20 protein-coding genes and 1 pseudogene are annotated in these 23148 nt (G+C 60.8%); 10 read left to right on the top strand and 11 right to left on the bottom strand.

From position 1 onward, the window contains the following. Positions 1-19 precede the first annotated feature (19 nt). The 6 genes from C9383_RS07645 to C9383_RS07620 all read right to left on the bottom strand — a co-directional run bounded on the left by C9383_RS07645 (position 20) and on the right by C9383_RS07620 (position 9022). Positions 20-3427 carry a YncE family protein gene (locus C9383_RS07645; protein WP_235863177.1) on the bottom strand — a complete coding sequence of 1136 codons (3408 nt, stop codon included), beginning with the start codon at positions 3425-3427 and terminating at the stop codon, positions 20-22. A gap of 146 nt (positions 3428-3573) precedes the next feature. Then, positions 3574-4602, bottom strand: a complete 1029-nt coding sequence (locus tag C9383_RS07640) for an AbrB family transcriptional regulator (protein WP_090372234.1) — start codon at positions 4600-4602, stop codon at positions 3574-3576. Next, positions 4595-6109, bottom strand: a complete 1515-nt coding sequence (locus tag C9383_RS07635) for a tripartite tricarboxylate transporter permease (protein WP_060753722.1) — start codon at positions 6107-6109, stop codon at positions 4595-4597. The genes C9383_RS07640 and C9383_RS07635 overlap by 8 nt, the downstream gene beginning before the upstream one ends. Before the next feature lies 1 nt (position 6110). Beyond that, positions 6111-6569 (bottom strand): tripartite tricarboxylate transporter TctB family protein, encoded by a 459-nt coding sequence (locus tag C9383_RS07630; RefSeq protein ID WP_060753721.1) that lies wholly within the window; start codon positions 6567-6569, stop codon positions 6111-6113. Between the two features lie 146 nt (positions 6570-6715). Beyond that, complete coding sequence (locus tag C9383_RS07625) at positions 6716-7696, bottom strand: Bug family tripartite tricarboxylate transporter substrate binding protein (RefSeq protein WP_090366230.1); 981 nt, start codon at positions 7694-7696, stop codon at positions 6716-6718. 36 nt (positions 7697-7732) lie between these two features. Then, entirely contained in the window at positions 7733-9022 is a 1290-nt protein-coding gene (locus C9383_RS07620; protein WP_090366229.1) for an OprD family porin, read from the bottom strand. 234 nt (positions 9023-9256) lie between these two features. Between C9383_RS07620 and C9383_RS07615 the strand changes: the two genes are divergently transcribed. Together C9383_RS07615 and C9383_RS07610 are read left to right on the top strand one after the other, a co-directional pair. Beyond that, a complete protein-coding gene (locus tag C9383_RS07615) occupies positions 9257-9928 on the top strand; it encodes a response regulator (RefSeq protein WP_060753718.1) in 672 nt (223 codons plus the stop codon). Further along, entirely contained in the window at positions 9921-11306 is a 1386-nt protein-coding gene (locus C9383_RS07610) for a sensor histidine kinase (protein WP_090366227.1), read from the top strand. Before C9383_RS07615 ends, C9383_RS07610 begins: the two co-directional genes overlap by 8 nt. Here C9383_RS07610 and C9383_RS07605 read toward each other — a convergent pair whose 3' ends face one another. Together C9383_RS07605 and ygfZ are read right to left on the bottom strand one after the other, a co-directional pair. After that, positions 11307-12128, bottom strand: coding sequence for an HDOD domain-containing protein (locus tag C9383_RS07605; protein ID WP_090366225.1), 822 nt, complete (start codon positions 12126-12128; stop codon positions 11307-11309). It lies immediately after the preceding gene. Positions 12129-12164: 36 nt separating this feature from the next. Next, on the bottom strand, positions 12165-13106 hold the full coding sequence (gene ygfZ / locus C9383_RS07600) for a CAF17-like 4Fe-4S cluster assembly/insertion protein YgfZ (protein ID WP_090366223.1): 942 nt from the start codon (positions 13104-13106) through the stop codon (positions 12165-12167). Positions 13107-13246: 140 nt separating this feature from the next. On the opposite strand from ygfZ, the gene C9383_RS07595 reads away from it, so the two are divergent. Continuing rightward, complete coding sequence (locus C9383_RS07595; protein WP_017255216.1) at positions 13247-13501, top strand: FAD assembly factor SdhE; 255 nt, start codon at positions 13247-13249, stop codon at positions 13499-13501. Next, the gene (locus tag C9383_RS07590; RefSeq protein WP_090366222.1) at positions 13485-13931 is read left to right on the top strand and encodes a protein YgfX; all 447 of its coding nucleotides are present in this window, start codon (positions 13485-13487) and stop codon (positions 13929-13931) included. The genes C9383_RS07595 and C9383_RS07590 overlap by 17 nt, the downstream gene beginning before the upstream one ends. On the opposite strand, the gene nadB is transcribed toward C9383_RS07590, so the two are convergent. Next, positions 13900-15516 (bottom strand): L-aspartate oxidase, encoded by a 1617-nt coding sequence (gene nadB / locus C9383_RS07585; protein WP_090366220.1) that lies wholly within the window; start codon positions 15514-15516, stop codon positions 13900-13902. The genes C9383_RS07590 and nadB overlap by 32 nt on opposite strands. 463 nt (positions 15517-15979) lie before the next feature. On the opposite strand from nadB, the gene rpoE reads away from it, so the two are divergent. The 4 genes from rpoE (at position 15980) to C9383_RS07565 (ending at position 19834) form a co-directional block, all read left to right on the top strand. Next, positions 15980-16561: an RNA polymerase sigma factor RpoE/AlgU gene (gene rpoE / locus C9383_RS07580; RefSeq protein WP_060753712.1), complete on the top strand. Its 582-nt coding sequence runs from the start codon at positions 15980-15982 to the stop codon at positions 16559-16561. Between the two features lie 32 nt (positions 16562-16593). Then, entirely contained in the window at positions 16594-17181 is a 588-nt protein-coding gene (locus tag C9383_RS07575; RefSeq protein WP_060753711.1) for a sigma-E factor negative regulatory protein, read from the top strand. A 16-nt stretch (positions 17182-17197) separates the two neighbouring features. Further along, positions 17198-18160 carry a MucB/RseB C-terminal domain-containing protein gene (locus C9383_RS07570; protein WP_090366219.1) on the top strand — a complete coding sequence of 321 codons (963 nt, stop codon included), beginning with the start codon at positions 17198-17200 and terminating at the stop codon, positions 18158-18160. A gap of 234 nt (positions 18161-18394) precedes the next feature. Further along, on the top strand, positions 18395-19834 hold the full coding sequence (locus C9383_RS07565) for a DegQ family serine endoprotease (protein WP_060753709.1): 1440 nt from the start codon (positions 18395-18397) through the stop codon (positions 19832-19834). Positions 19835-19901: 67 nt separating this feature from the next. On the opposite strand, the gene C9383_RS07560 is transcribed toward C9383_RS07565, so the two are convergent. Next, positions 19902-21335: a M48 family metalloprotease gene (locus C9383_RS07560; RefSeq protein ID WP_060753708.1), complete on the bottom strand. Its 1434-nt coding sequence runs from the start codon at positions 21333-21335 to the stop codon at positions 19902-19904. A 94-nt stretch (positions 21336-21429) separates the two neighbouring features. On the opposite strand from C9383_RS07560, the gene C9383_RS07555 reads away from it, so the two are divergent. Continuing rightward, positions 21430-21669, top strand: coding sequence for a sulfurtransferase TusA family protein (locus C9383_RS07555; RefSeq protein ID WP_090366217.1), 240 nt, complete (start codon positions 21430-21432; stop codon positions 21667-21669). A gap of 30 nt (positions 21670-21699) precedes the next feature. Next, a complete protein-coding gene (locus C9383_RS07550) occupies positions 21700-22770 on the top strand; it encodes an AI-2E family transporter (RefSeq protein ID WP_060753706.1) in 1071 nt (356 codons plus the stop codon). Positions 22771-22926: 156 nt separating this feature from the next. On the opposite strand, the pseudogene C9383_RS28300 reads toward C9383_RS07550, so the two are convergent. Further along, positions 22927-23148 (bottom strand): annotated as a pseudogene (locus C9383_RS28300) (IS481 family transposase); the annotation flags it as partial.

The raw sequence follows: 23148 nt of genomic DNA, 5'->3' as shown, positions 1-23148 counted from the left end.
GACAAACGGCATTCCCCAGCTAAAACACCACGAACGCCACGCTATCATCGCCAATATTCGCCACATACCCATGGGTGCCGTCGGCGGCAACCACCACCCCGCGTGGCTTGTTGAAACCGGCATAGGCCCCCGTCACTCGCCGCAGGCGTGTATCGATAATGCCGAGCCGGTCGCTATCGGTTTGCGTCACATAGGCAATGTCTCGCCCACGATCGAAAGCGATGTCGTAAGGGCCTTGCAAACCGGTGAGGGTCTGCTCGATACGCGCGGTCTGCGTATTGCCGATGGCGACGCCGGTGTCTCTGCGGGTGATGTACACCTGGGAGGCACGGGGGTTGTGGGCGATGTGTGTGGGGTTTGCCGCCGCCACGCTGTTGATCAGGCTGTTGTTGGTGAGATTGACCACGGCCCAGCCGTCGAGCGTCGCGATATGGGCGCGGCTGTTGTCGGGGCTTAACGTGATGTCGATGGGGTTGGGCACCGGCACCGAGGCCAATGGTTGGTGGTTGGCGGTGTCGAGGATGATCAGCCTCCCGGCGCGATTGTCCGCCACATACAGGCGCGAGCCCGTCGTGTTGAAGGCGATCCCGTTGACGGTGCCGAACCCGGTCAGGGTATCGACCAGTGAATGGTCCAGGGTGCTGTAGATGCGAATCGAGGTGTTGGCTGCAACGCTGTTATCGGTGACATACAAGCGCCCGGCGGTGGGGTGAACGGCCATCCAGACGGGGGACCCAGGTACATCAAAACTGCCGATGACGCGGTTGCGCAGTGTATCGATTACCCAGATCGACGGCTGCCCAAACAGGCAACCCACGTACAGCCGGTTGCCGTCGGGGCTGAGTACCAGGGTGTTCGGCCCTGTGCCCACCGCAATGCGTGCAAAGATGCCGCGTGTGTTATTGATTCGATAGTTGACGGTTCGCAAGTCGGTGGCGAAGTACTTGCCGACGTTGCCGTTGAGGGATACCCGCACTTCCACGCTCAAGTTGCTGAGGTTGGGCTGCATGCGCAGGTAATCGTTGGGCAAGGGCAGTTCGATCCGTCGGGCGGCGAACTCTTGCGTAGTCAAGGGCGTGCCGTCGCGCAACTTCAGGCCGGCGGGGCCGGGGCCATTGATATCGATCCACACGGCTTGGCCCGAGCGCATGAACGACCATTCGCGCACCAGCACGGTATACGCCGAGTTGACATTGATGATGCCTGTTGAGGGGGGCACGCTGACCAGGTCCAGCAATTGAGAGGGCAATGGGTCGACGGTCAGGGTGGAGGCCTGGGACAACGTCGTGGCCCCTGCGCGGGTTACCGTATAGGACAGCGTGGCGGTCTTGCCCAGGTTGGCGGCAATCACCAGATTGCTGACGGGGAAATCGACATAGCCCTGTGCGGGGTTGCCGGGCAAAGGGTTCAATACGGGGGTCCCTGGGCCGGGCGTGCCGCTGAAGACCGGCTGGATATCATCGCCGGCCAGCATCGGGCTGTAGCGCACCCGCAGGGTGCACACCGGCGGAGCGGGGGGCAGCACATGAACCGGATTGAGGGTGGCGGTGGTGTCGCCGGTGAACGTACTTTCCAGAATGCGCGGCACCGGCAGTTGCAGCCCGCTGCCGACTTTTATCACCCGCGCCTGGGAGTAGCGGGTGCGTTGGTTGGGGCTGTCCACTCGGTAGTAGAGACGCGCCGAACCGTTGAGGTTGGCCACGATGAACACCCGTGCAACAACAAAGGGCAAGTCTCGGCCGACCCAGGGCTGTGTGATAGGAAATGCCGCTGGCGGGGCGCTGCCGCCCAGGGCGCTGCCCTCGACATATAACGTGACCGTGGCCCCTGCGATGAAGGTGGCGTGGCCCGGTACCGTGACGTTGGCATTGCCCTTGGAAGCTTCCGGGTCAAAGGTGAAGTCGGGTTCCGGTGCCTGCTGGACCGTTGGCGCGGGCAGGGCGTCCTGAGGTTCGCCGATGTCGAGTGTGAGGATGGCGGACGGTGGCCGCTGCCCGGCCAGGTTGATGTAGTAATAGAGCATCAGCCGGCCGCCATCGAGTTGGCGGATATCGCCGTCAACCCCGTTGGGCAGGTCGAAGATGATATCGCCAAGGCCGGCGACCTGTGTATGTTCCTGGTAAAAACGATGGCCATTGGCATAGGTGCCCTCCAGCACCAGGGTGACGCGGTCGTTGGGTTTCTGGCCGGTGTATGAAGTGATGTGGACAGTGACCGGGTCGGTGAGCGGATGCAGCACACCGCCGCTGGCAGCGGGTAATTGCGGCACCGCAAGACCGGTATCGGTAGGGGTACCGATGACTTGGACGAAGGTGTTTTCCGAAGGCAGGTTGACCTGGCCGGCTCTTACTCGCTCATAACTCAGCTGAATCAACGCGCCGATGAGTGCCCGCAGATCAGCATTGGGCCATGGGAAATCAGCGAACGGGACGGTAGGTGAAGGGATCGAAGCGTTGTAGGTCTGTTCGATATCGACTCCATCTTGCGTGCGCCCACGGATCGTCAGGCGGATGCCGTCGCCCGAAGCCCAGCCTTTGCCCGCTATGGCGACCCGCAGGGTTGCATCTTTATCACCTAATTTGTCGGCGTCGAGGGTACCACTGGGCGCTTCGACGATCTGGGCGGGGTCCAGCAGGCGCTCATTGGGGTCAAGACGCACCTCGATCAGTTGCATGGGAGAGCGGCCGGGGGCGAAGTTGCCCACCTCGTCAATGACCTCGCAGGTGCAGGCGTGACGACCACTCCCTATCAGGAGCCAAGTGGCGTAGTAGACCATGACGGTGATGGGATTACGGTTGTTGGCTTCGCTCTCGGTGACGCTGTGTTCTATGACTTGATTACCGATAATCAAGCGAATACGGTCGCGCACCGCTCGGTGGGTGGCGTCCGGAAGGCTGGGGTCTACCGGGTAAAATGGAATTCTCACACCGACTCCGCGCCCGGCTGCGGCTGAGTCGACCAACGTCAGTGTCGGTTGGGGACGCGGCAGCTGTGCATTCTCCGAGGACGGTCCGGAAATGGCGTCGCTACCCGTAGGAGGGACAGTGTCGACTTTGACTGTCAGGCGTTGGGTTTCCTCAACCCGCTGATCAAGGTGCGTGACCCGAATGAAAATCGGCCCTACCGTGCCTTCAGGCAGGCGAGCCCTGGAAATATGCAAGGCGATCGGCCTTTCTTCGCGGGCCTCCTGTTCGGTGACGGTGTGAAAGTCGACTGGGGTCTGGAGATTGCTGCAGAACAACTCCAGGAAGTCGCCTTCACGCTGGCCGGCGTAAGGGCGCATGACACAAATCAGGCCCTCGCTTCCGTGGCTTTCCAGCAACTGTAGGTACACACCGCCGGAAAACCCCACCACAGGTGTTTTCAACCCGGGAATGTAGGGGGCCAGTTGTGAGACAGGAGGTTGAGCGTTGGGGCCAATGGACATGATCTACACCTCGTGCAAGGCAATGGGCTGCGGCATGCGGAGCGTGTAGCGATTGAGCACAGAGTGTTTGCGACGTGGCTAGCTGTGAGAAATGACAGTGCCGACCAGCGGTCGTGGCCCAGGACGGGCCACTTGAGTCACGAAGGTTAAGGGCGTCGGTTCCAATGCCGGAACAACGGCTCCGCCAGAAACAACACAAACAACAACCGCATCACCTGCATCGCCGTCACCAGCGGCACCGACAATTGCAAGGTCTCGGCCGTGAGGCTCATCTCGGCGATGCCGCCGGGCATCATGCCCAGGGTCAGTGAGCGCAGGTCTAGGCCGGTCAATGCACTCAAACCCACTGCGGCGACAGTCGCCAATGCCATGGTCAAGGCCGTGCCGATCAGGGTGCGCCCGATGAACGAGGGCGCGCGGCGGAAGAACTGCCGGTTGAAGTGGCAGCCCAGGCCGCTGCCGATCAGCCATTGGCCGATCTGGCTGCCGCCATCGGGCAGGCCGATATGCAAGTCCCACACAACACTGGCGGTGGCACTCACCAGTAACGGCCCGAACAGCCAGGGGTTGGGCTGACGCAAACGCTGCCAGCCCCAGGCCATCAGCGCGCCGACAGGAAACAACGCCAGCAGCCAAGGCCAACTCACCGGCGCCGGATGAAACTGTGGCGTGCCACCCTCCAGCACGTACTTGAAGATCGCCGGTACACACAGCACCACCACCAGCACCCGCAAACTCTGCCCCGCCGCGACCCGGCTGAGCACCGCACCGTTGCGTGAACCGAGGTTGACCATCTCGCCGGAACCGCCCGGCATGCTCGAGAAAAACGCGGTGGCGCGGTCTTCGCCGCTACGGCGCATCAACCACACACCCACCACGCTCGACAGGCTGGTGACCAGCGCACCGAAGAAGATCAGCCCGAAGTGGCTCATCACCTGTTCGATCACCACGGGGGTGAAGTGCAGGCCGATACCGATGCCGACCACCCATTGGCCGCATTTGCGCCCGCCGGGGATCTCGGCCAATTGCCAGGGAGTCAGGCAGCGCACCAGGATGATCGCCAGCAACGAGCCGACCATATACGGCAAAGGCCAGCCGACGAGGCTGGCCAGGTAACCGCCGGCCAGGCCGACCAGCGGTGTGCCCCACCAATGTTTAAAGGTGGTCTCAGACATCGGCCACGGCACGACGCTGCAGGGCACGTTTACGGTAGATACGCACCAGCGGGAAGGCCAGCATCAGCACCGTCAACACCCACACACCGAAGGTGATCGGGCTCGACCAGAGGATGTCCAGCGCGCCGTTGGAAATCGACAGCGCACGGCGCAGGTTCTGCTCCATCAGGCCGCCGAGGATAAAGCCCAGCAGCACCGGCGACAGCGGGAAGTCAAGCTTGCGCAGGATGTAGCCGAAGATACCGATGCCGATCATCAGGAACAGGTCGAAGGTGGTGGCGTGCACGGCGTACACCCCGATCGCGGTGATGATGGCGATCACCGGCACCAGCGCCCAGTTCGGTACGGCGAGGATGCGCGTGAAGATGCGGATCATCGGGATGTTGAGGATCACCAGCATGATATTGGCGATAAACAACGACGCGATCAGGCCCCAGACGATGTCGGGTTGCTGTTGGAACAGCAGCGGGCCAGGGGTGATGTTGTACAGCGAGAGGGCGCCGATCATCACCGCCGTGGTGCCCGAACCGGGAACGCCCAGGGTCAGCATCGGGACCAGGGCGCCGCAGGCGGACGCGCCGATCGCGGTTTCCGGGGCCGCGAGGCCGCGCATGTCACCTTGGCCGAATTTGCCGCCGGCGCCGGCCATGCGTTTTTCGGTCATGTAGGCAACGGCTGAGGCCAGGGTGGCCCCGGCGCCAGGCAGCACGCCCATGATGAAACCGAGCAAGCCGCAACGGATATTCACCACAAATACCGCGCCCGCTTCCTTCAGGTTGAACATCATGCGTCCGGTGGCTTTGACCGCTTCCTGGCCCCGGTGGGTTTTTTCCAGCAACAACAGGATCTCGCTGATGGAGAACAGGCCCAGCACCAGCACCACGAACTGGATGCCGTCAGTGAGGTGGATATTGTCGCCGGTAAAGCGGTACACGCCGCTGTTGGCGTCGATGCCGACCGCCGAGAGGAACAGGCCGATCAGCGCGGCGACAAAGGTTTTCAACGGCTTGTCACCGGCCATGCCGCCGAGGCAGACAATCGCGAACACCATCAGGACGAAATATTCCGCCGGGCCGAAGGCAATCGCCCATTTGGCCAGCAGCGGCGCGAACAACACCATGCCGCAGGTGGCGATGAACGCACCGATGAACGAACTCCACGCGGACAACGACAGCGCCACGCCGGCCAGGCCTTTGCGGGCCATCGGGTAACCGTCGAGGGTGGTCATCACGGTGGAGGCTTCGCCGGGGATGTTCAGCAGGATCGAGCTGATACGCCCGCCGTACTCGCAACCCAGGTACACGGCGGCCAACAGGATCAACGCCGACTCCGGCGGCAGGCCCAGGGCGAAGGCGATGGGGATCAACAGCGCGACGCCGTTGATGGGCCCCAGGCCCGGCAACAGGCCGACCACGGTGCCGATCAAGGTGCCGCACAGCGCGGTCACCAGGTTGTAGGGGCTCAGTGCAACGCCGAAGCCCTGGCCCAAATAGCCGAAAGTATCCATATCAGTTCTCCAGAACGTCGAGCAGGCCGAGGGGCAGCGGTACGTCCATGGCCTTATCGAACAGCAGATAAAGGCCGACGCTCATCAACGTGATGATCACCGCACCGGGCAACCAGCGGCCGCCATACAGCCGTGCCATCGGAATACCGATCAACATGCTGCTGAGGATGAAACCCAGGGATTCGAAGGTGCCGGCAAAGATCAGCAGCAAGACCACGCAGATGCCGATCTTGATCAGGGTTTCACGGTCCAGCGCGGGTTCTTCTTCCGTGTGCTTGGTCGGCTGTGGGCGAAACAGCATGTAGAGCAGGCCCAGGCTCATCAGCCCGAGCATCAACAGCGGGTAGGCGCGAGGCCCGACCGGCTCATAGGAAAACGACGCCTGATACGGCCAGGCCATAAGCGCGAGGCCCGCGCAGACCAGCAGCATCACCGAGGCGAAAATGCGTTGTAAGAGCATAGGAGACTCCAAAGCCGACTTTTGTAGGAGCAAGCTTGCTCGCGAAAAACGCCAACGATGACGCGTGCCGTCTGAATACACGGGGCGCCCTTGAGTTCTTCGCGAGCAAGCTCGCTCCTACAGCGGCATTACATGGCTGGGGGCGATTACTGGATCAGGCCGAACTCTTTGGCCAGCACTTTGTAGTCAGCCACCTGTTTCTTCACGTAGGTGTCCAGCTCCGGGCCGGTCATGGCGAACGGGAACAACTCGCGCTGGTCACGCAGCTTGGCGAACTCCTCGGAAGCCAGCAGTTTGTCGAATGCTTCCTTCCACCAGGCGTAGTCGGCATCGCTGACTTTTGGCCCGAGGTAGAAGCCACGTACCACGGGCCAGACGATGTCGTAGCCTTGCTCTTTGGCGGTCGGAATGTTCTTCATTTCCGGCTCGTCCAGGCGCTGCTCGGAGAACACCGCCAGCAGGCGCATGTCGCCGCTCAGGATGTGCGGCATGGAGTCGGAAATGTCGGTACTGCCCACCTGAATGTGGCCACCGAGCAAGGCGGTGGCGATTTCACCGCCGCCTTCAAGCGCCACATAGCGCAGCTCACGCGGGTTGATCCCGGCGGCCTTGGCGATGAGCGCAGTTTGCATCCAGTCCTGGCTGCCGACGGTGCCGCCGGAGCCGATGACCACGCTGCCCGGATCTTTCTTCAGGGCTTTGACCAGATCGTCGAGGTTCTTGTAGGGCGAATCGGCTTTCACCGCGATAGCCCCGTAGCTGGTGCCGACCGCCGCCAACCAACGCACGGCGCTTTCATCGAAGCGACCGAATTTGCCTTGCGCGAGGTTCAGCAGCGAACCGCTGGACCATGCGACCAGCGTGCCGGCATCCGCAGGGCGCTGGGCTACCACCGCGTTGTAGGCCACCGCGCCTACGCCGCCGGGCATGTAGGTCACGCGCATCGGCTTGCTCAGCAGTTTTTCGTTGACCAGCGCGCTTTGCGCCAGTTTGCAGGTCAGGTCAAACCCACCGCCGGGGGAGGCCGGGGCGATGCATTCCGGGCGCTTGGGTTCGTCGGCCAGCAGCTGGCCGGCGAACAGCATGCAGCCGGCGGCAAGGGCCAATTTACGCAGTGAAAAGGTCATGGGTCTCTCCGTCTTTGTTGTTATGAGCTTGTTTGACTACCAAAGCGCCACGCTGTAACTGACCAACAGGCGTACTTCATCCGCATCACGGGCCGAATAGTTGGAACGGTACGTGGCATTGCGCAGGCGCACGGCGACGTCCTTGAACGTGCCGCTTTGCACCACGTAGCGGATCTCGCTGTTGCGTTCCCACTCTTTGCCGGTCTCGCCGTTCTTGAGTTTGATATGGTCGCCCGACAGGTAGCGGCTCATGAAGCTCAAACCTGGGATCCCCAGTTTGGCGAAGTCGTAGTCATAGCGCGCTTGCCAGGAGCGTTCTTCGGCGCCGGCAAAGTCGTTGATCTGTACGAAGTTGACCAGGTACGGGTCGCTGCCATCCACATAAGGAAAGGCGCTGTCGCCGGACATGTGCTGGTAACCGGCGCTGAGCTTATGGCCATTGAGGGCATAGCTGAAGAGGCCGTTGAGGGAGGTGTTGTCTATGTTGCCGCCGCGGGCCGCACCGGTGTCATCGCTGATGGCCAGGCGCAAGTCGGCGCCAAAGGTGCCGGGGCCTATCGGGCGCGAGGCCACCAGGCCGAGGAAGTGCTGGCGGTAGACGTCATCGAGCTGGGCGAAGTGGTAACTGCCGGTGATTTTGTCGGCGAACTTGTAGTCGACGCCGCCGAAGTTGAAGTGCTTGCCGGTGGCGCCGCCGACGAAACGGCTGTTCTTGTTGTTGAGGGCGATGTCTTCGTAGTCGGTGGAATCGCGGTCCTTGGCTTTGTCCAGGCGGCCACCGGTGAATACCAGGTTCTTGAATTCTTTCGAGGTGAGCAGGCCGCCGTTGAACGTCTGCGGCAGGATGCGGCCGTCGTTGGGCTTGAGGATCGGCAGTTCGGGGATCAGTGCGCCGATTTTCAGTTCGGTGGCGGAGATCTTCACTTTGCCGGTCAGGCCGAGTTTGCTGTACTCGTCGACCGCACGACCGTCGTCGGTGGGCAGCAGGCCGGTGCCGGTGCGGTCGGGGCTGGAGTCGAGCTTGACCCCGAGCATGCCCAGCGCATCCACGCCAAACCCGACAGTGCCGTCGGTGTAGCCCGATTGCAGGTTGAGCATGAAGCCCTGGGCCCATTCGTCACGCTTGGATTGCTGCGCGCTGGTGCCGTCACGAAAGTCGCGGTTGAAGTACATGTTGCGGGTTTCCAGGGTCGCGCTGCTGTCTTCGAAGAAGGCGGCCTGGCTAAGCGGCGCAAAGCCGGCAAGCGCAGCGGCACTGGCGAGGGCGGTGTGGGTCAGGCGGGAAAACCGGACAGGCGGGCGAGCCTGGGGCTGTGTCGACAGCATGGGGGTGTACTCCGTTATTGTTCTTATTTTGGCGAAAACGCTTCGAGGCGTTTTTCGAGCGTTGCGCTCAGGCAACGGGGTGGGCATAGACCACCGTAACGGGATGCTAAAGGGCGAACCTTTCACTAACCTTTCAGTTGTCTTTCAATGTTTTCGGGCTTCACAGGCCAGGCGGCGTCTGTAAACTGCCTCGCAAAGCGTGGCGTCGACCATGCCCGAATGAGGTGAAAATCCATGCGTGTCCTCTTGGTTGAAGACCATCTGCAGCTCGCCGAAAGTGTCGCCCAGGCGCTCAAGAGCACGGGCTTGACCGTCGATGTGCTGCACGATGGGGTGGCTGCGGATCTGGCTTTGGGCAGCGAGGAGTATGCGGTGCTGGTCCTCGATGTCGGGCTGCCGCGCATGGATGGTTTCGAGGTGCTTGCACGCTTGCGGGCGCGCGGCAAGAACCTGCCGGTGCTGATGCTGACGGCGCGCAGTGATGTGAAGGACCGCGTGCATGGCCTGAACCTGGGCGCCGACGACTACCTCGCCAAGCCGTTTGAACTGACGGAACTGGAAGCGCGGGTCAAGGCACTGTTGCGCCGCAGCGTACTCGGCGGCGAGCGCCAGCAGACCTGCGGTGTGCTGGTCTACGACCTGGATACACGACGGTTCACGGTGGGCGGCGAATTGATGACGTTGACCTCTCGCGAGCAAGCGGTTTTGGAGGCTTTGATTGCGCGCCCGGGCCGCGTGATGAGCAAGGAGCAACTGGCTTCCCAGGTGTTCGGCCTGGACGAGGAAGCCAGCCCCGATGCGATCGAAATCTACGTGCATCGCCTGCGCAAGAAGCTCGATGGGCAACCCATCGCCATCGTGACGTTCCGTGGCCTGGGGTACTTGCTGGAAGCGCGTGATGCATAAGCCCAGCAGCCTGCGTTGGCGGCTGCTGTGGAACCTGGCGCTGCTGTTGGTGGTGTTGATGCTCGCCAGTGGCCTGAGCGCTTACTGGAATGGACGCGAAGCCGCCGATACCGCCTATGACCGTACGCTGCTGGCCTCGGCGCGGACGATTGCCGCCGGCTTGACCCAGGTCGATGGCACCCTCAGTGCCAATGTGCCGTATGTGGCCCTGGATACCTTCGCCTATGACAGTGCTGGGCGCATTTATTACCAGGTCAATGACATCGATCAGAAGCTGATCTCGGGCTACGAAAACCTGCCAGGCCCGCCGCCCGGCACACCGCGTACCGATGATTACCCGGCCCTGGCGCGCTTCTATGACGCCAAGTATCAGGGCCAGTCCGTACGGGTGGTGAGCCTGCTCAAGGCGGTCTCCGAACCGAATATGAACGGCATGGCGGAAATTCGCGTCGCCGAGACGCAGGAGGCGCGCGTCGCCATGGCGCGTAGCCTGATGGCCGACACCTTGCTGCGCTTGGGCATGCTGGCCATCGGCGCGTTGCTGTTGGTGTGGTTTGCCGTGAGCGCGGCGCTGCGCCCGCTGGAGCGCCTGCGTACGGCGGTGGAGGAGCGTCAGCCCGACGACTTGCGGCCGCTGCCGTTGGTGGAAGTGCAGCATGAGTTTGGCCCTCTGGTGCGTTCCATCAACCACTTCACCGAACGTCTGCGCGGCCAGTTCGAGCGCCAGGCGCAGTTCATTGCCGACGCCTCCCACGAGTTACGTACCCCGTTGGCCGCATTGAAGGCTCGGCTGGAACTGGGCCTGCGTGCCGAAGACCCCGGCACCTGGCGCAGCACCCTGGAGACGGCGGCCCAGGGCACCGACCGCCTGACGCACTTGGCCAATCAATTGTTGTCCCTGGCACGCATCGAAAACGGCGCCCGGGCGATTGCCGAGGGTGGCGCGCAGCTACTCGACCTCAGCCAACTGGCGCGGGAACTGGGCATGGCCATGGCGCCGCTGGCCCATGCGCGGGGTGTCGCCCTGGCCTTGGAAGCCGATGAACCGGTGTGGCTGCGCGGCGAGCCGACGTTGTTGAATGAACTGCTGAGCAACCTGGTGGATAACGCACTCGCCCACACCCCGCCTGGCGGCAATGTGATCCTGCGGGTCATGGCCCCGGCCGTGCTGGAGGTCGAGGATGATGGGCCAGGTATCCCGCTGGATGAGCGGGACCGGGTTTTCGAACGTTTCTACCGCCGTAGTCAGCAGGGCGTGGGTTCGGGGCTGGGGTTGGCGATTGTCGGGGAGATCTGCCGGGCGCATCTGGCGCAGATCAGTTTGCACGACGGTGAATCGGCGGGGTTGAAAGTGCGGGTGAGTTTTATCGCGGGCTGATCAGTAAAACATCGAGCGTGCTTCATCCAGCTCTGTCAGAAGGGCATCGCTGTAGAGATCTGTGCGCAGTTTCCTGGCGGACGGCAATGTCGATACCGGTACGTTCGCCAACGGGTGGCCGGTGCCTCGGTGGCAATACAGGTTGGCGATCTGTACCAGGTCGATGTAGTCCAGCTTCGCCGAGTCACGCTCCAGGTCCAGGTATTGCACCGGCAGGTTGGCCAGCATCTCCGGGAAATCCCAGACGCGCAGCAGTTTGTTCCCGAGCACCGGGTGAATGCTGTCGATGACGTGATTCAGGCTGACCGGGTCCGAGAGCAGTTCGTAGTGGTCTTCGGCATAGGTGAGGATCGGCAGCACGCCGATCTGGTGGACCAGCCCGCCAAGGGCTGCCTGGTCCGGCTTCAACTGGCTGAAGCGGCGGCACAGGGCATAGCTGACGCCTGCCACTTCCAGGCTGCGCCGCCAGACTTCACGCATTTTCAGCTCTACCACCTCGGAGCGGGCGTGGAAGATTTGCTCCATCACCAGGCCGATGGCCAGGTTGCTGCTGTAATTGGTGCCCAGCCGGGTGATGGCGGTATGCAGGTCGGTGACTTCCTGGGTGGCGCGCAACAGTGGGCTGTTGACCACTTTGATCAGCCGCGCCGACAAAGCGGTATCGCGACCGATCACCTTGCTCAAGTGGCTGATGCTGATATCCGGGTCTTCCGCGGCTTGGCGAATCTTCAGGGCCACTTCCGGTAATGTCGGCAGAACCAGGTCATCGTTGTCGATGGCCTTCACCAAAGCCTGTTGAACTTTTTCCGCCAGCTTGTTCATTCATGCTCTCTAGGGTGCTGCAAAAAGGTACGGCGATTAACGCTGGATCTCTTTATCGCGATCCAGTGGGTAAGGCAGGTCGAGCAGTTGCAGGCCAGGGCCTTCCAGGGTGCCCAAGTGCACATCGCCGCTGTCGGCAGCTTCGGCTTGCAACACCGCGAGAAGTTCAACGGATGAGTCAGCTTTTGCCGCGATCACCACTTCGCCGATCGAACTGTTGTGGCTGGGAGAGAACAGCGGGGTGCCGGGCTCCGGCAGTTCGGCCGCGTTGAGACTCAGGCGATACAGGCGTCGCTTGAGCTTGCCCAGGTATTGCATGCGGGCGACGATTTCCTGGCCGGTGTAGCAACCTTTCTTGAAGCTGACGCCGCCTACGGCCTGCAGGTTGAGCATCTGTGGAATGAACAATTCGCGCGTTTGCGGCATGACCTGGCCGATGCCGGCGCGGATCTGGCCGAGCAGCCATTCATTCAAGCCGGCTTCCTTCAACTGTGCATTGAGTTGCGCGTGCAGGGCTTCGGCTTGTTCGGCAGGGGCCCAGAGTTCGGCGCGGCCGGGGGACACACGGATGGCGATCAGTGAATCGGTACGTACGACGCTGTCGGTCTCGCCAGGTAATTGAAGGCCGAGGCTGGCCAGGGCCTGATCCGCATCCGCCAGACCAAAGCGTGCCCAGGCGGCGCTTTCGTCGGTGAGTTTGGACTTGGAGAACACCGCGTACTTTTTCAGGTCCGCCAGTTGCGGTTCGAGCAATTCGGTGGCCATTGCCAGCAGCACGCCGTCGCCTTGCAGCAGGATGCGAAAGCTCGACTGCATACGCCCTTTCTGTGTACAGCGCGCACCGAGGCTGGCTTGAGTGTCACTCAGGTAGTTGAGGTTGCAGGTCAGTTGCCCTTGCAGGAATTTGGCAGCGTCGGCGCCGCGGACGGCGAGAACGCCTTCGTGGGCCAGGGGGCAGAAAAAAGCAGAGTCAGCCATGGGTCATCGCAGGTCAAAAAGTCATGAGTGCATCATAGAGGGGCGCCCGGCAAATGGATAGTTTCCGTGAGGGGCGACCAAAGCCGACTGTTCCACCGCCGTCGGGCCTGTATACTTGCGCTCTATTTGAGGAGCGCTCCATGGTCGAAGATGTAGAAATCAATCGCCTCTACTGGCACAGCCGCCGCGGCATGCTGGAGTTGGATGTGTTGCTGGTGCCGTTCACCAAAGAGGTCTATGCGACGCTCGATCAGGTGGATCGTGACCTCTACGTCAGGCTGTTGACGTGCGAAGACCAGGACATGTTCGGCTGGTTCATGGAGCGCAGCGAATCCGAAGACCCGGAGCTGCAACGCATGGTCCGGATGATCCTGGATCGTGTCCAGCCCAAGTAATCGCTTCGAATGCCGCTGGCAGGCCTCCGGGCTGCTGCTGGCGGCGTATCTGCTTGCCCAGTTGCTCGCGCTGGGGAGTCTGCTGGTTCTCGATCTACCTTATTCAAGCCTTGGTGCGCTGTTGTGCCTGGCGCATGCCGTCTGGGTGCTACCACGCCACATCCGCCTGACTCACCGTTCGTCGGTTCGCGGTCTGCGCCGGGATGAAGATGGCTGGCAGCTGTTCAGTGAGGAACGCGGCTGGCACAGCGTGCAACTGCGTCCCGACAGCCTGGCATTGCCATGGATCGTGGTGCTGCGTTATCGGGTGCAGGGTGAGTGGCGCGTGCGTTCGCTCTGTGTGCCGAAGGACTCGCAGGCTGCCGATGTGCATCGGCGCCTGCGGGTGCGCCTCAAGTTCAGCCGCCGTAGGTGGTTGGCACCAGGATAGTGTCGCGGGCCTCGGGTAGCATCTGGGGGTAGTCAAGGGTGTAATGCAACCCCCGGCTTTCCTTGCGCTCCATGGCCGAGCGGATCATCAATTCCGCCACCTGGGCCAGGTTGCGTAATTCGATCAGGTCGCGGCTGACCTTATAGTTGCTGTAGAACTCGTCGATCTCATCGAGCAACAATCGCACCCGGTGTTGCGCCCGTTGCAGGCGCTTATTGGTGCGCACGATCCCTACGTAGTCCCACATGAAGCGCCGCAATTCGTCCCAGTTGTGGGCGATGATCACGTCTTCATCCGAATCGGTGACCTGGCTGGCGTCCCAGCGGGGCAGGGCGGCGGGCACAGGAATGTGTGGCAGTTGTTCAAGAATGTCGGCCGCCGCCGAGCGCGCGTAGACAAAGCACTCAAGCAGCGAGTTACTGGCCATGCGGTTGGCGCCATGCAGGCCGGTGAAGCTGGTTTCGCCAATTGCATACAGGCCCGGTACATCGGTGCGCCCGTGCTGGTCGACCATTACGCCACCACAGGTGTAGTGCGCCGCCGGCACCACCGGGATCGGGCCTTTGGTGATGTCGATGTTGAAGGTCAGGCAGCGTTCGTAGACCGTCGGGAAGTGGCTCTTGATGAAGGCTTCGGGTTTGTGGCTGATGTCCAGGTAAACGCAGTCGATGCCCAGGCGCTTCATTTCATGGTCGATGGCGCGGGCGACGATATCCCGTGGCGCCAGTTCGGCGCGTGGGTCGAAGCGCTGCATGAAGCGCTCACCATTGGGCAGCTTCAGGTGTGCACCTTCACCGCGCAGGGCTTCGGTGACCAAGAAACTCTTGGCCTGCGGGTGGTACAGGCACGTGGGGTGGAATTGGTTGAACTCCAGGTTGGCCACGCGGCAGCCGGAACGCCAGGCCATGGCGATGCCATCGCCGCAGGCTCCGTCGGGGTTGCTGGTGTAGAGGTAGACCTTGGCTGCACCGCCGGATGCGAGGATGGTGAAGCGTGCGCCGTAGGTATCGACTTCGCCGCTGGCGCGGTTGAGCACGTAGGCGCCGAGGCAACGTTCGCCGTCCAGGCCCAGGCGTTTTTCGGTGATCAGGTCGACGGCGACGCGTTGTTCCAGCAATTCAATGTTGGGGCGTTGTCGGGCTTGTTCGAGCAAGGTCTTGAAGATCGCGGCGCCTGTTGCATCGGCGGCGTGGATGATACGGCGATGGCTGTGGCCGCCTTCACGGGTCAGGTGGAACTCGAATCCGCCATCATCGTTGCCCGCCTGCTCGTCACGCGTGAACGGCACCCCTTGGTCGATCAACCATTGAATGGCTTCGCGGCTATGTTCGACGGTAAAGCGCACCGCGTCTTCATTGCACAGGCCACCGCCGGCATTCAGGGTGTCTTCAACGTGGGATTGCACCGTGTCGGTGTCGTCCAGCACGGCGGCGACCCCGCCCTGGGCCCAGAAGGTCGAGCCGTTGGCCAGGTCGCCCTTGCTCAGTACGGCAATGCGCAAATGGCTGGGAAGGGTCAGCGCAAGGCTCAAGCCGGCCGCGCCGCTACCGATCACCAGGACATCGTGTTGAAACTGTTGGCTCATTGGAAGGATTCCGCAAAAAGCGATCCGAAAGGCTGGCGCAGACAGGACGCCTGGATCGGCGAATCAAAGGGTCACACGGGCCACTAGTATATAGAGGGGGGGAGCGGCACAATAGTCGGGCATTCGTGGCAATATGAGATTGCCGCGCATCAGTCGGGTGAAATGAGCCGGTTATTGGAGGGGGGAACTTTTTGCAGCAGTCCCGACTCAATAGCAGGTTGCCCGAAAGCTGGGAAAACGTTGAGTTTATTGGCCCGTCGGGAGCATTGGACGCGTCAGGAGCCGACGACAAGATTATTCGCGCAGCCGGCGTTGCCCGAGCTGCGTTTTTCGTGTGTGCCAAAACAGTGCGCGCCGGAAACTTGCTTGAAAGGGGAGAACTTTTGCGAAAAGCCCGAGTCTATGTTTGCAAGCCTGGTCATTTAGTTATGCAAGCCTCCTTCAAGTACAACGAGGAGTGTTCATGCTAACCCAGGAAGAGGATCAGCAGCTGGTCGAGCGCGTTCAGCGCGGTGACAAGCGTGCATTTGATCTGCTAGTGCTGAAATACCAGCACAAAATTCTCGGGTTGATCGTGCGATTCGTGCACGACACCCATGAAGCGCAGGATGTAGCACAGGAAGCCTTTATCAAGGCATACCGTGCACTAGGCAATTTCCGCGGTGATAGTGCGTTTTACACGTGGCTATATCGCATCGCCATTAACACGGCGAAGAACTATCTGGTGTCTCGCGGCCGCCGCCCACCGGATAGTGATGTAAGTTCAGAAGATGCTGAATTTTACGATGGTGATCATGGCCTCAAGGATCTCGAGTCGCCGGAGCGTTCATTGCTGCGCGACGAAATCGAAGGCACCGTTCATCGCACAATTCAGCAACTGCCGGAAGATTTGCGTACCGCGTTAACTTTACGTGAATTCGATGGTCTGAGTTACGAAGACATTGCGAGCGTCATGCAATGTCCGGTGGGGACTGTAAGGTCACGGATTTTCCGGGCCCGGGAAGCCATCGACAAAGCCTTGCAACCGTTGTTGCAGGAAAACTAAAGACAGCGGCGACAGCCAAGAGAGGAACCGCCATGAGTCGTGATGCCCTGCAGGAATCGCTGTCCGCAGTGATGGATAACGAAGCGGATGAACTGGAACTTCGTCGAGTGCTCAACGCATTTGATGATGCCGAAACCCGTGATACCTGGTCTCGTTACCAAGTCGCTCGGGCGGTGATGCACAAGGATCTACTAATCCCTCGTTTGGATATTGCTGCGGCCGTTTCTGCTGCGCTGGCCGATGAAGCCGTTCCGGCAAAAGCTGCTCGTGGTCCATGGCGTAGCCTGGGTCGCCTGGCGGTTGCTGCTTCGGTGACTGTTGCCGTATTGGCGGGTGTTCGCCTGTACAACCAGGACGAAATCGCCGGTAACGAGCTGGCCCAACAGGTTCAGCAGCCGGTGATGGCTGGTCCGCAAGTCAAGGGCCCGGCTGTACTGGCCGGCTACAAGGAAAGCTCTGACACCACCGGCCCAATGGCCAATGGCGTACTGCAAGGGCAATCCGGCTGGCAAGATCAGCGCCTTCCAGGCTACCTGCGTCAACACGCACAGGAGTCGGCCTTGAAAGGTACTGAAAGCGCTCTGCCTTACGCACGTGCTGCAAGCCTGGAAAACCGTTGAATCGCTGAGGAGCACTATGCGCGCCATACCGCTCCTCACGCTTTTGCTCAGTAGCTGGTTTGCACTATCCGCCCATGCCGACGAAGCCCAAGACTGGATGACTCGACTTGGGCGTGCAGAGCAGCAACAAAGCTTCGAAGGTACGTTCGTCTACGAACGTAATGGCAGTTTTTCTACCCATGACATCTGGCATCGTGTCCAGAATGGTCAGGTTCGTGAGCGATTACTCCAGCTCGACGGTTCTGCCCAGGAAGTCGTACGGATAGATGGTCGTACTCAATGCGTCAGCGGCACACTCGTCGCAGGCCTTGGGAATTCGCGTGATGCCTCGGCCGCGCGTGTTCTTGATCCCCAAAAGCTCACTCCCTTTTATGAACTGTCCGTTATCGGGAAATCCCGTGTGGCCGGTCGTAACGCGGTGATTGTCTCGATCACCCCTCGAGACCAATACCGATATGGCTTCGAGTTGCATCTGGATCGCGAAACGGCATTGCCACTCAAATCGTTGTTACTCAATGATCAGGGGCAGTTGTTGGAACGTTTTCAATTCACCCGCCTGAATACGTCGGTCGCGCCTTCTGATCGCGATCTGCAGCCCAGCGGCGAATGTAAAGCCGTCGCCGTTTCCAACAACAACGCGCCAGAAGTACCTGCCGATCAGGCATGGCACCTGAACTGGCTGCCGCCTGGTTTTGAGCCCATCAGCAGTAACGCACGCCGAGATAGCCAAACCCAATCTACTGTCGACAGTTGGATGTATAGCGACGGCCTTGCACGCTTCTCGGTGTTTCTCGAGTCGACAGACGGAGCGAGCGTGACGGAAACCCGCACTCAACTGGGGCCTACGGTTGCGGTGTCACGGCGCCTGAACACGGTGGACGGCGAGATGATGGTGACGGTTGTCGGCGAAATCCCCATCGGCACCGCCGAACGCATCGCGCTGTCGGTGCGCGGTGAAAAGGTTGCCACCCAGCCATGAGTTGTTAATCCTATGTTCATCCTGACCTTCCAATGTGAGCCTCTGCTTGGTTGGGTATTGAGAGCATGAAATGTCTGGTTCGTTATTTTCACTTGCAAAAAATCCCCATGTTTTTTATAGGTCAGGGCTTGTCGGCTCCGGCCTTGTTTTGTTCGCGGAACAAAGATGCCGATCGTAGTTTTCGGTGTTTCTTGAACCCTGTCGCTCAACCCTGCTCGTCGTAACGGGAGCTGTATGTCGATACCACGTTTGAAGTCTTACTTATCCATAGTCGCCACGGTGCTGGTGCTGGGTCAGGCTGTGTCCGCGCAAGCGGCCGAACTGCCTGACTTCACCCAGTTGGTGGAGCAGGCCTCGCCTGCCGTGGTGAACATCAGTACCACGCAGAAACTGCCCGAGCGCAAAGTCTCGAACCAGCAGATGCCGGACCTCGAAGGGCTTCCGCCGATGCTGCGCGAGTTCTTCGAACGGGGTATGCCGCAACAGCGCTCCCCACGTGGCGGCGGCGGTGGCCAGCGCGAAGCGCAGTCCCTGGGGTCGGGTTTCATCATTTCGCCCGATGGCTACATCCTCACCAACAATCATGTGATTGCCGATGCTGACGAGATCCTCGTGCGCCTGGCCGACCGCAGTGAGTTGAAAGCCAAGCTGGTCGGTACGGACCCGCGCTCCGATGTGGCCTTGCTGAAAATCGATGGCAAGGATTTACCGGTACTGAAACTGGGTAAATCCCAGGACTTGAAAGCCGGGCAGTGGGTCGTGGCAATCGGTTCGCCTTTCGGCTTTGACCATACCGTCACCCAAGGCATCGTCAGTGCCATTGGTCGCAGCCTGCCGAACGAAAACTACGTGCCGTTCATCCAGACCGACGTGCCGATCAACCCGGGTAACTCCGGTGGTCCGCTGTTCAACCTGGCGGGCGAGGTGGTGGGTATCAACTCGCAGATCTATACCCGCTCCGGTGGCTTCATGGGCGTATCCTTCGCGATCCCGATCGATGTGGCCATGGACGTTTCCAACCAGCTCAAGAGCGGTGGCAAAGTCAGCCGCGGCTGGTTGGGTGTCGTGATCCAGGAGGTGAACAAAGACCTGGCTGAATCCTTCGGCCTCGAGAAACCGGCCGGTGCCCTGGTCGCACAGATTCAGGACGACGGCCCGGCTGCCAAAGGCGGCCTGCAAGTTGGCGACGTGATCCTGAGCATGAACGGCCAGCCGATCATCATGTCCGCCGATTTGCCGCACCTGGTCGGTGCTCTGAAAGCCGGCAGCAAGGCCAAGTTGGAAGTGATCCGTGATGGCAAGCGTCAAAACGTCGAGCTGACCGTAGGGGCTATCCCTGAAGAGGGCGCCGCCCTCGATGCGCTGGGTAACGCCAAGCCAGGCGTTGAGCGCAGCAGCAACCGCCTGGGTATTGCGGTGGTTGAGCTGACCGCTGAGCAGAAGAAGAGCTTCGACCTGAAGGGTGGCGTGGTGATCAAGGAAGTTCAGGACGGCCCAGCCGCCTTGATCGGCCTGCAGCCGGGGGATGTGATCACCCACCTGAACAATCAGGCGATCAACTCCACCAAGGAGTTCGCCGACATCGCCAAGGCATTGCCGAAGAATCGCTCGGTGTCGATGCGTGTGCTGCGTCAGGGGCGTGCGAGCTTCATCACGTTCAAGCTGGCTGAGTAAGGCTCTAGCCTATTAAAAAGCCCCGCCTTCGTTTAACGAAGGCGGGGCTTTTTTGTGGGCGATGGATTTAGCCCATCATCCCTTTCACCAGACGTTCCTGTTCAATCAATTCACGTTGGCGTGCATCGATACGCGAGGACAGCGGGAAGTTGTTGCCTGCCCGGCGCTTGGCGAAGTCCAGCTGTTGAATGGCCTGCTGGAAGTCACCCACCAAGGCAAAGTACTCGGCGCGGGCCTGATGCAGACCGATGATGTTGCCGGACAAACCGCGGGTCTCGGCGACCTGGTACCAGACATCCGGGTCATCGGGGCGGGATTTGAGCAAACCGTCCAGGGCTTTCTCCGCATCTGCGGTACGGTTCTGCTTGAGCAGCAAGTCCACGCGCACCTGATTCAGCGGATAGTTGCCGGGGTATTGGGTGAGCATCCGGTCCGTGCGTTGCTGGGCATCCGGCAGGCGATTGTTGGTGATGTCCAACTCGATCTGCGCCAGGTTGTAGGTGATGTCATTGGGGGCTTTGGCCAGCAGCGGTGCCAGGTTTTCTCGGGCCGCCTTGAGCTGGGTACCCTTGATCTGGGCAATGGCCAGGCCATAGCGTGCCACGTCGTTTTTCGGGTTTTCGTCCAGTTGTGCCTGGAACCGCTTGGCGGCCAGGCCTGGGGTGTCTTCATATTGCAGTTGTACGCGCGCGCGGATCAGTTGATAGCGCAGGCTGTCTTCCTTACCGCCGGGTTTGGCTTGTTCGGCGCGGTTGCGGGTGTCGGCAATCCGCGACTCGGTAACCGGGTGAGTCAGCAGGAACTCCGGTGGCTTGGCGTCGAAGCGGTATTGGCGCATCAGCCGTTCGAACATGGTGGGCATGGAGCGCGGGTCGTACCCGGCTTTTTCCAGGTTGAGGATGCCGATCCGGTCAGCCTCCTGTTCATTCTGGCGCGAGAACCGGCGCTGCTCCTGGATAGCCGCCGCCTGGCTGCCGGCAATGGCGGCAATGCCGGCGTCACCTGCGCCTGCCGCCGCGGCGATGATGCCGCCGAGCAGGGCGGCCATCATCGGGAGCTGCATGCGCGACTGTGCTTCCACGCCCCGTGCAAAGTGACGTTGGGACAAGTGAGCCAGTTCGTGTGCCAATACCGAGGCGTACTCACCTTCGGTCTGGGCATTGAGGAACAGGCCGCCGTTGACCCCGACAATCCCGCCGGGCGCGGCAAAGGCGTTGAGTTGCGGACTGTTGATCAGGATGAATTCCAGGCGCCGATCATTGACCTGGCTGGTCTCCACCAGTTTGTACACGCTGGTTTCGACGTAGTCCTTGAGCTGCGGGTCATTGAGCTGCGACACCTGGCCGCGCAGGTAGGCAAGCCAGGCGCGGCCCAGTTGGTATTCCTGTTGTGGCGAGACAATGGCAGAACTGGCGTCGCCAAGTGACGGCAGGTCGTCAGCGAAGCCTGGAGAGGCCAGCAGGCAAGCCAGCGTCAGCAGGGTAGGGCGCAAAAAAGTCATGCACAAAGCCTTTCGACAAAGAGTCTACTGTAGCCGGACACTGAGCTTCGGACCAGATATTCTAAGCAGCCCAACGCTTGTCCGGAGTAAAACCATGACCGACGCTGTAGCCTTTGATGCGGAGCTTGATGCCAGCGGCCTGAATTGCCCGTTGCCCCTGCTCAAGGCCAAGTTGGAACTCAATCGATTGGCCAGTGGCGCAGTACTCAAGGTGATCGCCACGGATGCCGGCTCCCAGCGCGATTTCCGGACCTTTGCCAAGTTGGCCGGTCACACCCTGCTGCACGAAGAAGATGCCGCCGGGGTGTACTGTTACTGGCTACGAAAGGCCTGAATCGTTCGCCCCATCATCCGAGGTTGATTGATGTTCAAAGTGTTACGAGACTGGATCCAGCGCTACTTTTCCGATGAAGAGGCCGTGGTGCTGGCGGTCCTGCTGTTCCTGGCTTTTACTGCCGTGCTCACTTTGGGCGGCATGCTGGCGCCGGTACTGGCAGGGATGGTGCTGGCGTACCTGATGCAAGGGTTGGTCAACACCCTGGAACGTTTGCGCTTACCGGGTGGTGTGGCGGTGGGGTTGGTGTTTGCCCTGTTCATGGGCTTGCTGGTGGTATTCATCGTGGTGGTGCTGCCGCTGCTGTGGCATCAGTTGATCACCCTGTTCAACGAGTTGCCGGGGATGTTGGCCAAGTGGCAGTCGTTGTTGCTGATGTTGCCTGAACGCTATCCGCATCTGGTGTCGGATGAGCAGGTGGTGCAGGCCATTGAACTGGCGCGCGGCGAGATCGGAAAATTCGGGCAGTGGGCGCTGACCTTTTCTCTGTCCAGCCTGCCGTTGTTGGTCAACATCATGATCTATCTGGTGCTGGTGCCGATCCTGGTGTTTTTCTTCCTCAAGGACCGCGAGATGATCGGCCGCTGGGTCCGCGGTTACCTGCCGCGTGAAAGGGCGCTGATTACCCGAGTGGCCGAAGAGATGAACCGTCAGATTGCCAACTACATTCGCGGCAAGGTGATTGAGATCGTTATCTGTGGGGGCGTCACCTACATCGCCTTTGTGGTCCTCGGGCTCAACTATGCGGCGTTACTGGCACTGCTGGTGGGCGTTTCTGTGGTAGTGCCATATGTCGGCGCAGTGGTGGTGACGGTGCCGGTGACGTTGATCGCCTTGTTCCAGTGGGGGTGGAGCGACCAGTTCATCTACCTTATGGCGGTGTACGGTATCATCCAGACCCTGGATGGCAATGTGCTGGTGCCGCTGCTGTTCTCGGAAGCCGTCAACCTGCACCCGGTGGCGATCATCTGCGCGGTGTTGTTGTTCGGTGGGTTATGGGGATTCTGGGGCGTGTTCTTTGCGATTCCCCTGGCGACGCTGTTCAAGGCGGTGCTGGACGCGTGGCCGCGACAGGAACCTATAGTTGCACCGCTATTGTAGTGAGCGGGCTTGCCCCGCGCTGGGTGGCAAAGCCGCCCCGCCAAGGACGCCGCGGTGCTTCAGTAAGACCGAGGCGCCAGGGTTTAGGGCGGCTTCGCCCCCCAGCGCGGGTGTAGAACCGTAGACATCGTTTACATCTGAAACCGGGGACATCGTTTACACATTTGAAGCTTGGACGCGAGTCATTCCCCGTCCAAGCCTCCCCAAGGGATAGTCACACAGGTAAAGATCCCAGACATCATCTTCAGTCTCTTTCAGCCCTATTCGTTCTCCAGCTAGCGCTTCGCTAACGAATACCAGCTTGCCCTTCCACATTATCGAACCGTTCTGCCTGACGCTTCGAACCAACATTTCCGCCGGGTATTCCAAATCCGGCAA

The organism is Pseudomonas palleroniana, assembly GCF_003031675.1.
Taxonomy (GTDB): Bacteria; Pseudomonadota; Gammaproteobacteria; order Pseudomonadales; family Pseudomonadaceae; genus Aquipseudomonas; species Aquipseudomonas palleroniana.
The sequence above is the reverse complement of the archived record's forward strand: the minus strand, read 5'-3'. Positions and strand labels throughout refer to the sequence as shown.

Coding starts and splice junctions, on each gene's coding strand:
- C9383_RS07595 (WP_017255216.1), top strand. CDS start 13,247: ATGGTCGAAGATGTAGAAATCAATCGCCTCTACTGGCACAGCCGCCGC.
- ygfZ (WP_090366223.1), bottom strand. CDS start 13,106: ATGGCTGACTCTGCTTTTTTCTGCCCCCTGGCCCACGAAGGCGTTCTC.
- C9383_RS07620 (WP_090366229.1), bottom strand. CDS start 9,022: ATGCTGTCGACACAGCCCCAGGCTCGCCCGCCTGTCCGGTTTTCCCGC.
- C9383_RS07635 (WP_060753722.1), bottom strand. CDS start 6,109: ATGGATACTTTCGGCTATTTGGGCCAGGGCTTCGGCGTTGCACTGAGC.
- C9383_RS07640 (WP_090372234.1), bottom strand. CDS start 4,602: ATGTCTGAGACCACCTTTAAACATTGGTGGGGCACACCGCTGGTCGGC.
- rpoE (WP_060753712.1), top strand. CDS start 15,980: ATGCTAACCCAGGAAGAGGATCAGCAGCTGGTCGAGCGCGTTCAGCGC.
- C9383_RS07615 (WP_060753718.1), top strand. CDS start 9,257: ATGCGTGTCCTCTTGGTTGAAGACCATCTGCAGCTCGCCGAAAGTGTC.
- nadB (WP_090366220.1), bottom strand. CDS start 15,516: ATGAGCCAACAGTTTCAACACGATGTCCTGGTGATCGGTAGCGGCGCG.
- C9383_RS07550 (WP_060753706.1), top strand. CDS start 21,700: ATGTTCAAAGTGTTACGAGACTGGATCCAGCGCTACTTTTCCGATGAA.
- C9383_RS07605 (WP_090366225.1), bottom strand. CDS start 12,128: ATGAACAAGCTGGCGGAAAAAGTTCAACAGGCTTTGGTGAAGGCCATC.
- C9383_RS07570 (WP_090366219.1), top strand. CDS start 17,198: ATGCGCGCCATACCGCTCCTCACGCTTTTGCTCAGTAGCTGGTTTGCA.
- C9383_RS07555 (WP_090366217.1), top strand. CDS start 21,430: ATGACCGACGCTGTAGCCTTTGATGCGGAGCTTGATGCCAGCGGCCTG.
- C9383_RS07645 (WP_235863177.1), bottom strand. CDS start 3,427: ATGTCCATTGGCCCCAACGCTCAACCTCCTGTCTCACAACTGGCCCCC.
- C9383_RS07560 (WP_060753708.1), bottom strand. CDS start 21,335: ATGACTTTTTTGCGCCCTACCCTGCTGACGCTGGCTTGCCTGCTGGCC.
- C9383_RS07630 (WP_060753721.1), bottom strand. CDS start 6,569: ATGCTCTTACAACGCATTTTCGCCTCGGTGATGCTGCTGGTCTGCGCG.
- C9383_RS07610 (WP_090366227.1), top strand. CDS start 9,921: ATGCATAAGCCCAGCAGCCTGCGTTGGCGGCTGCTGTGGAACCTGGCG.
- C9383_RS07625 (WP_090366230.1), bottom strand. CDS start 7,696: ATGACCTTTTCACTGCGTAAATTGGCCCTTGCCGCCGGCTGCATGCTG.
- C9383_RS07575 (WP_060753711.1), top strand. CDS start 16,594: ATGAGTCGTGATGCCCTGCAGGAATCGCTGTCCGCAGTGATGGATAAC.
- C9383_RS07565 (WP_060753709.1), top strand. CDS start 18,395: ATGTCGATACCACGTTTGAAGTCTTACTTATCCATAGTCGCCACGGTG.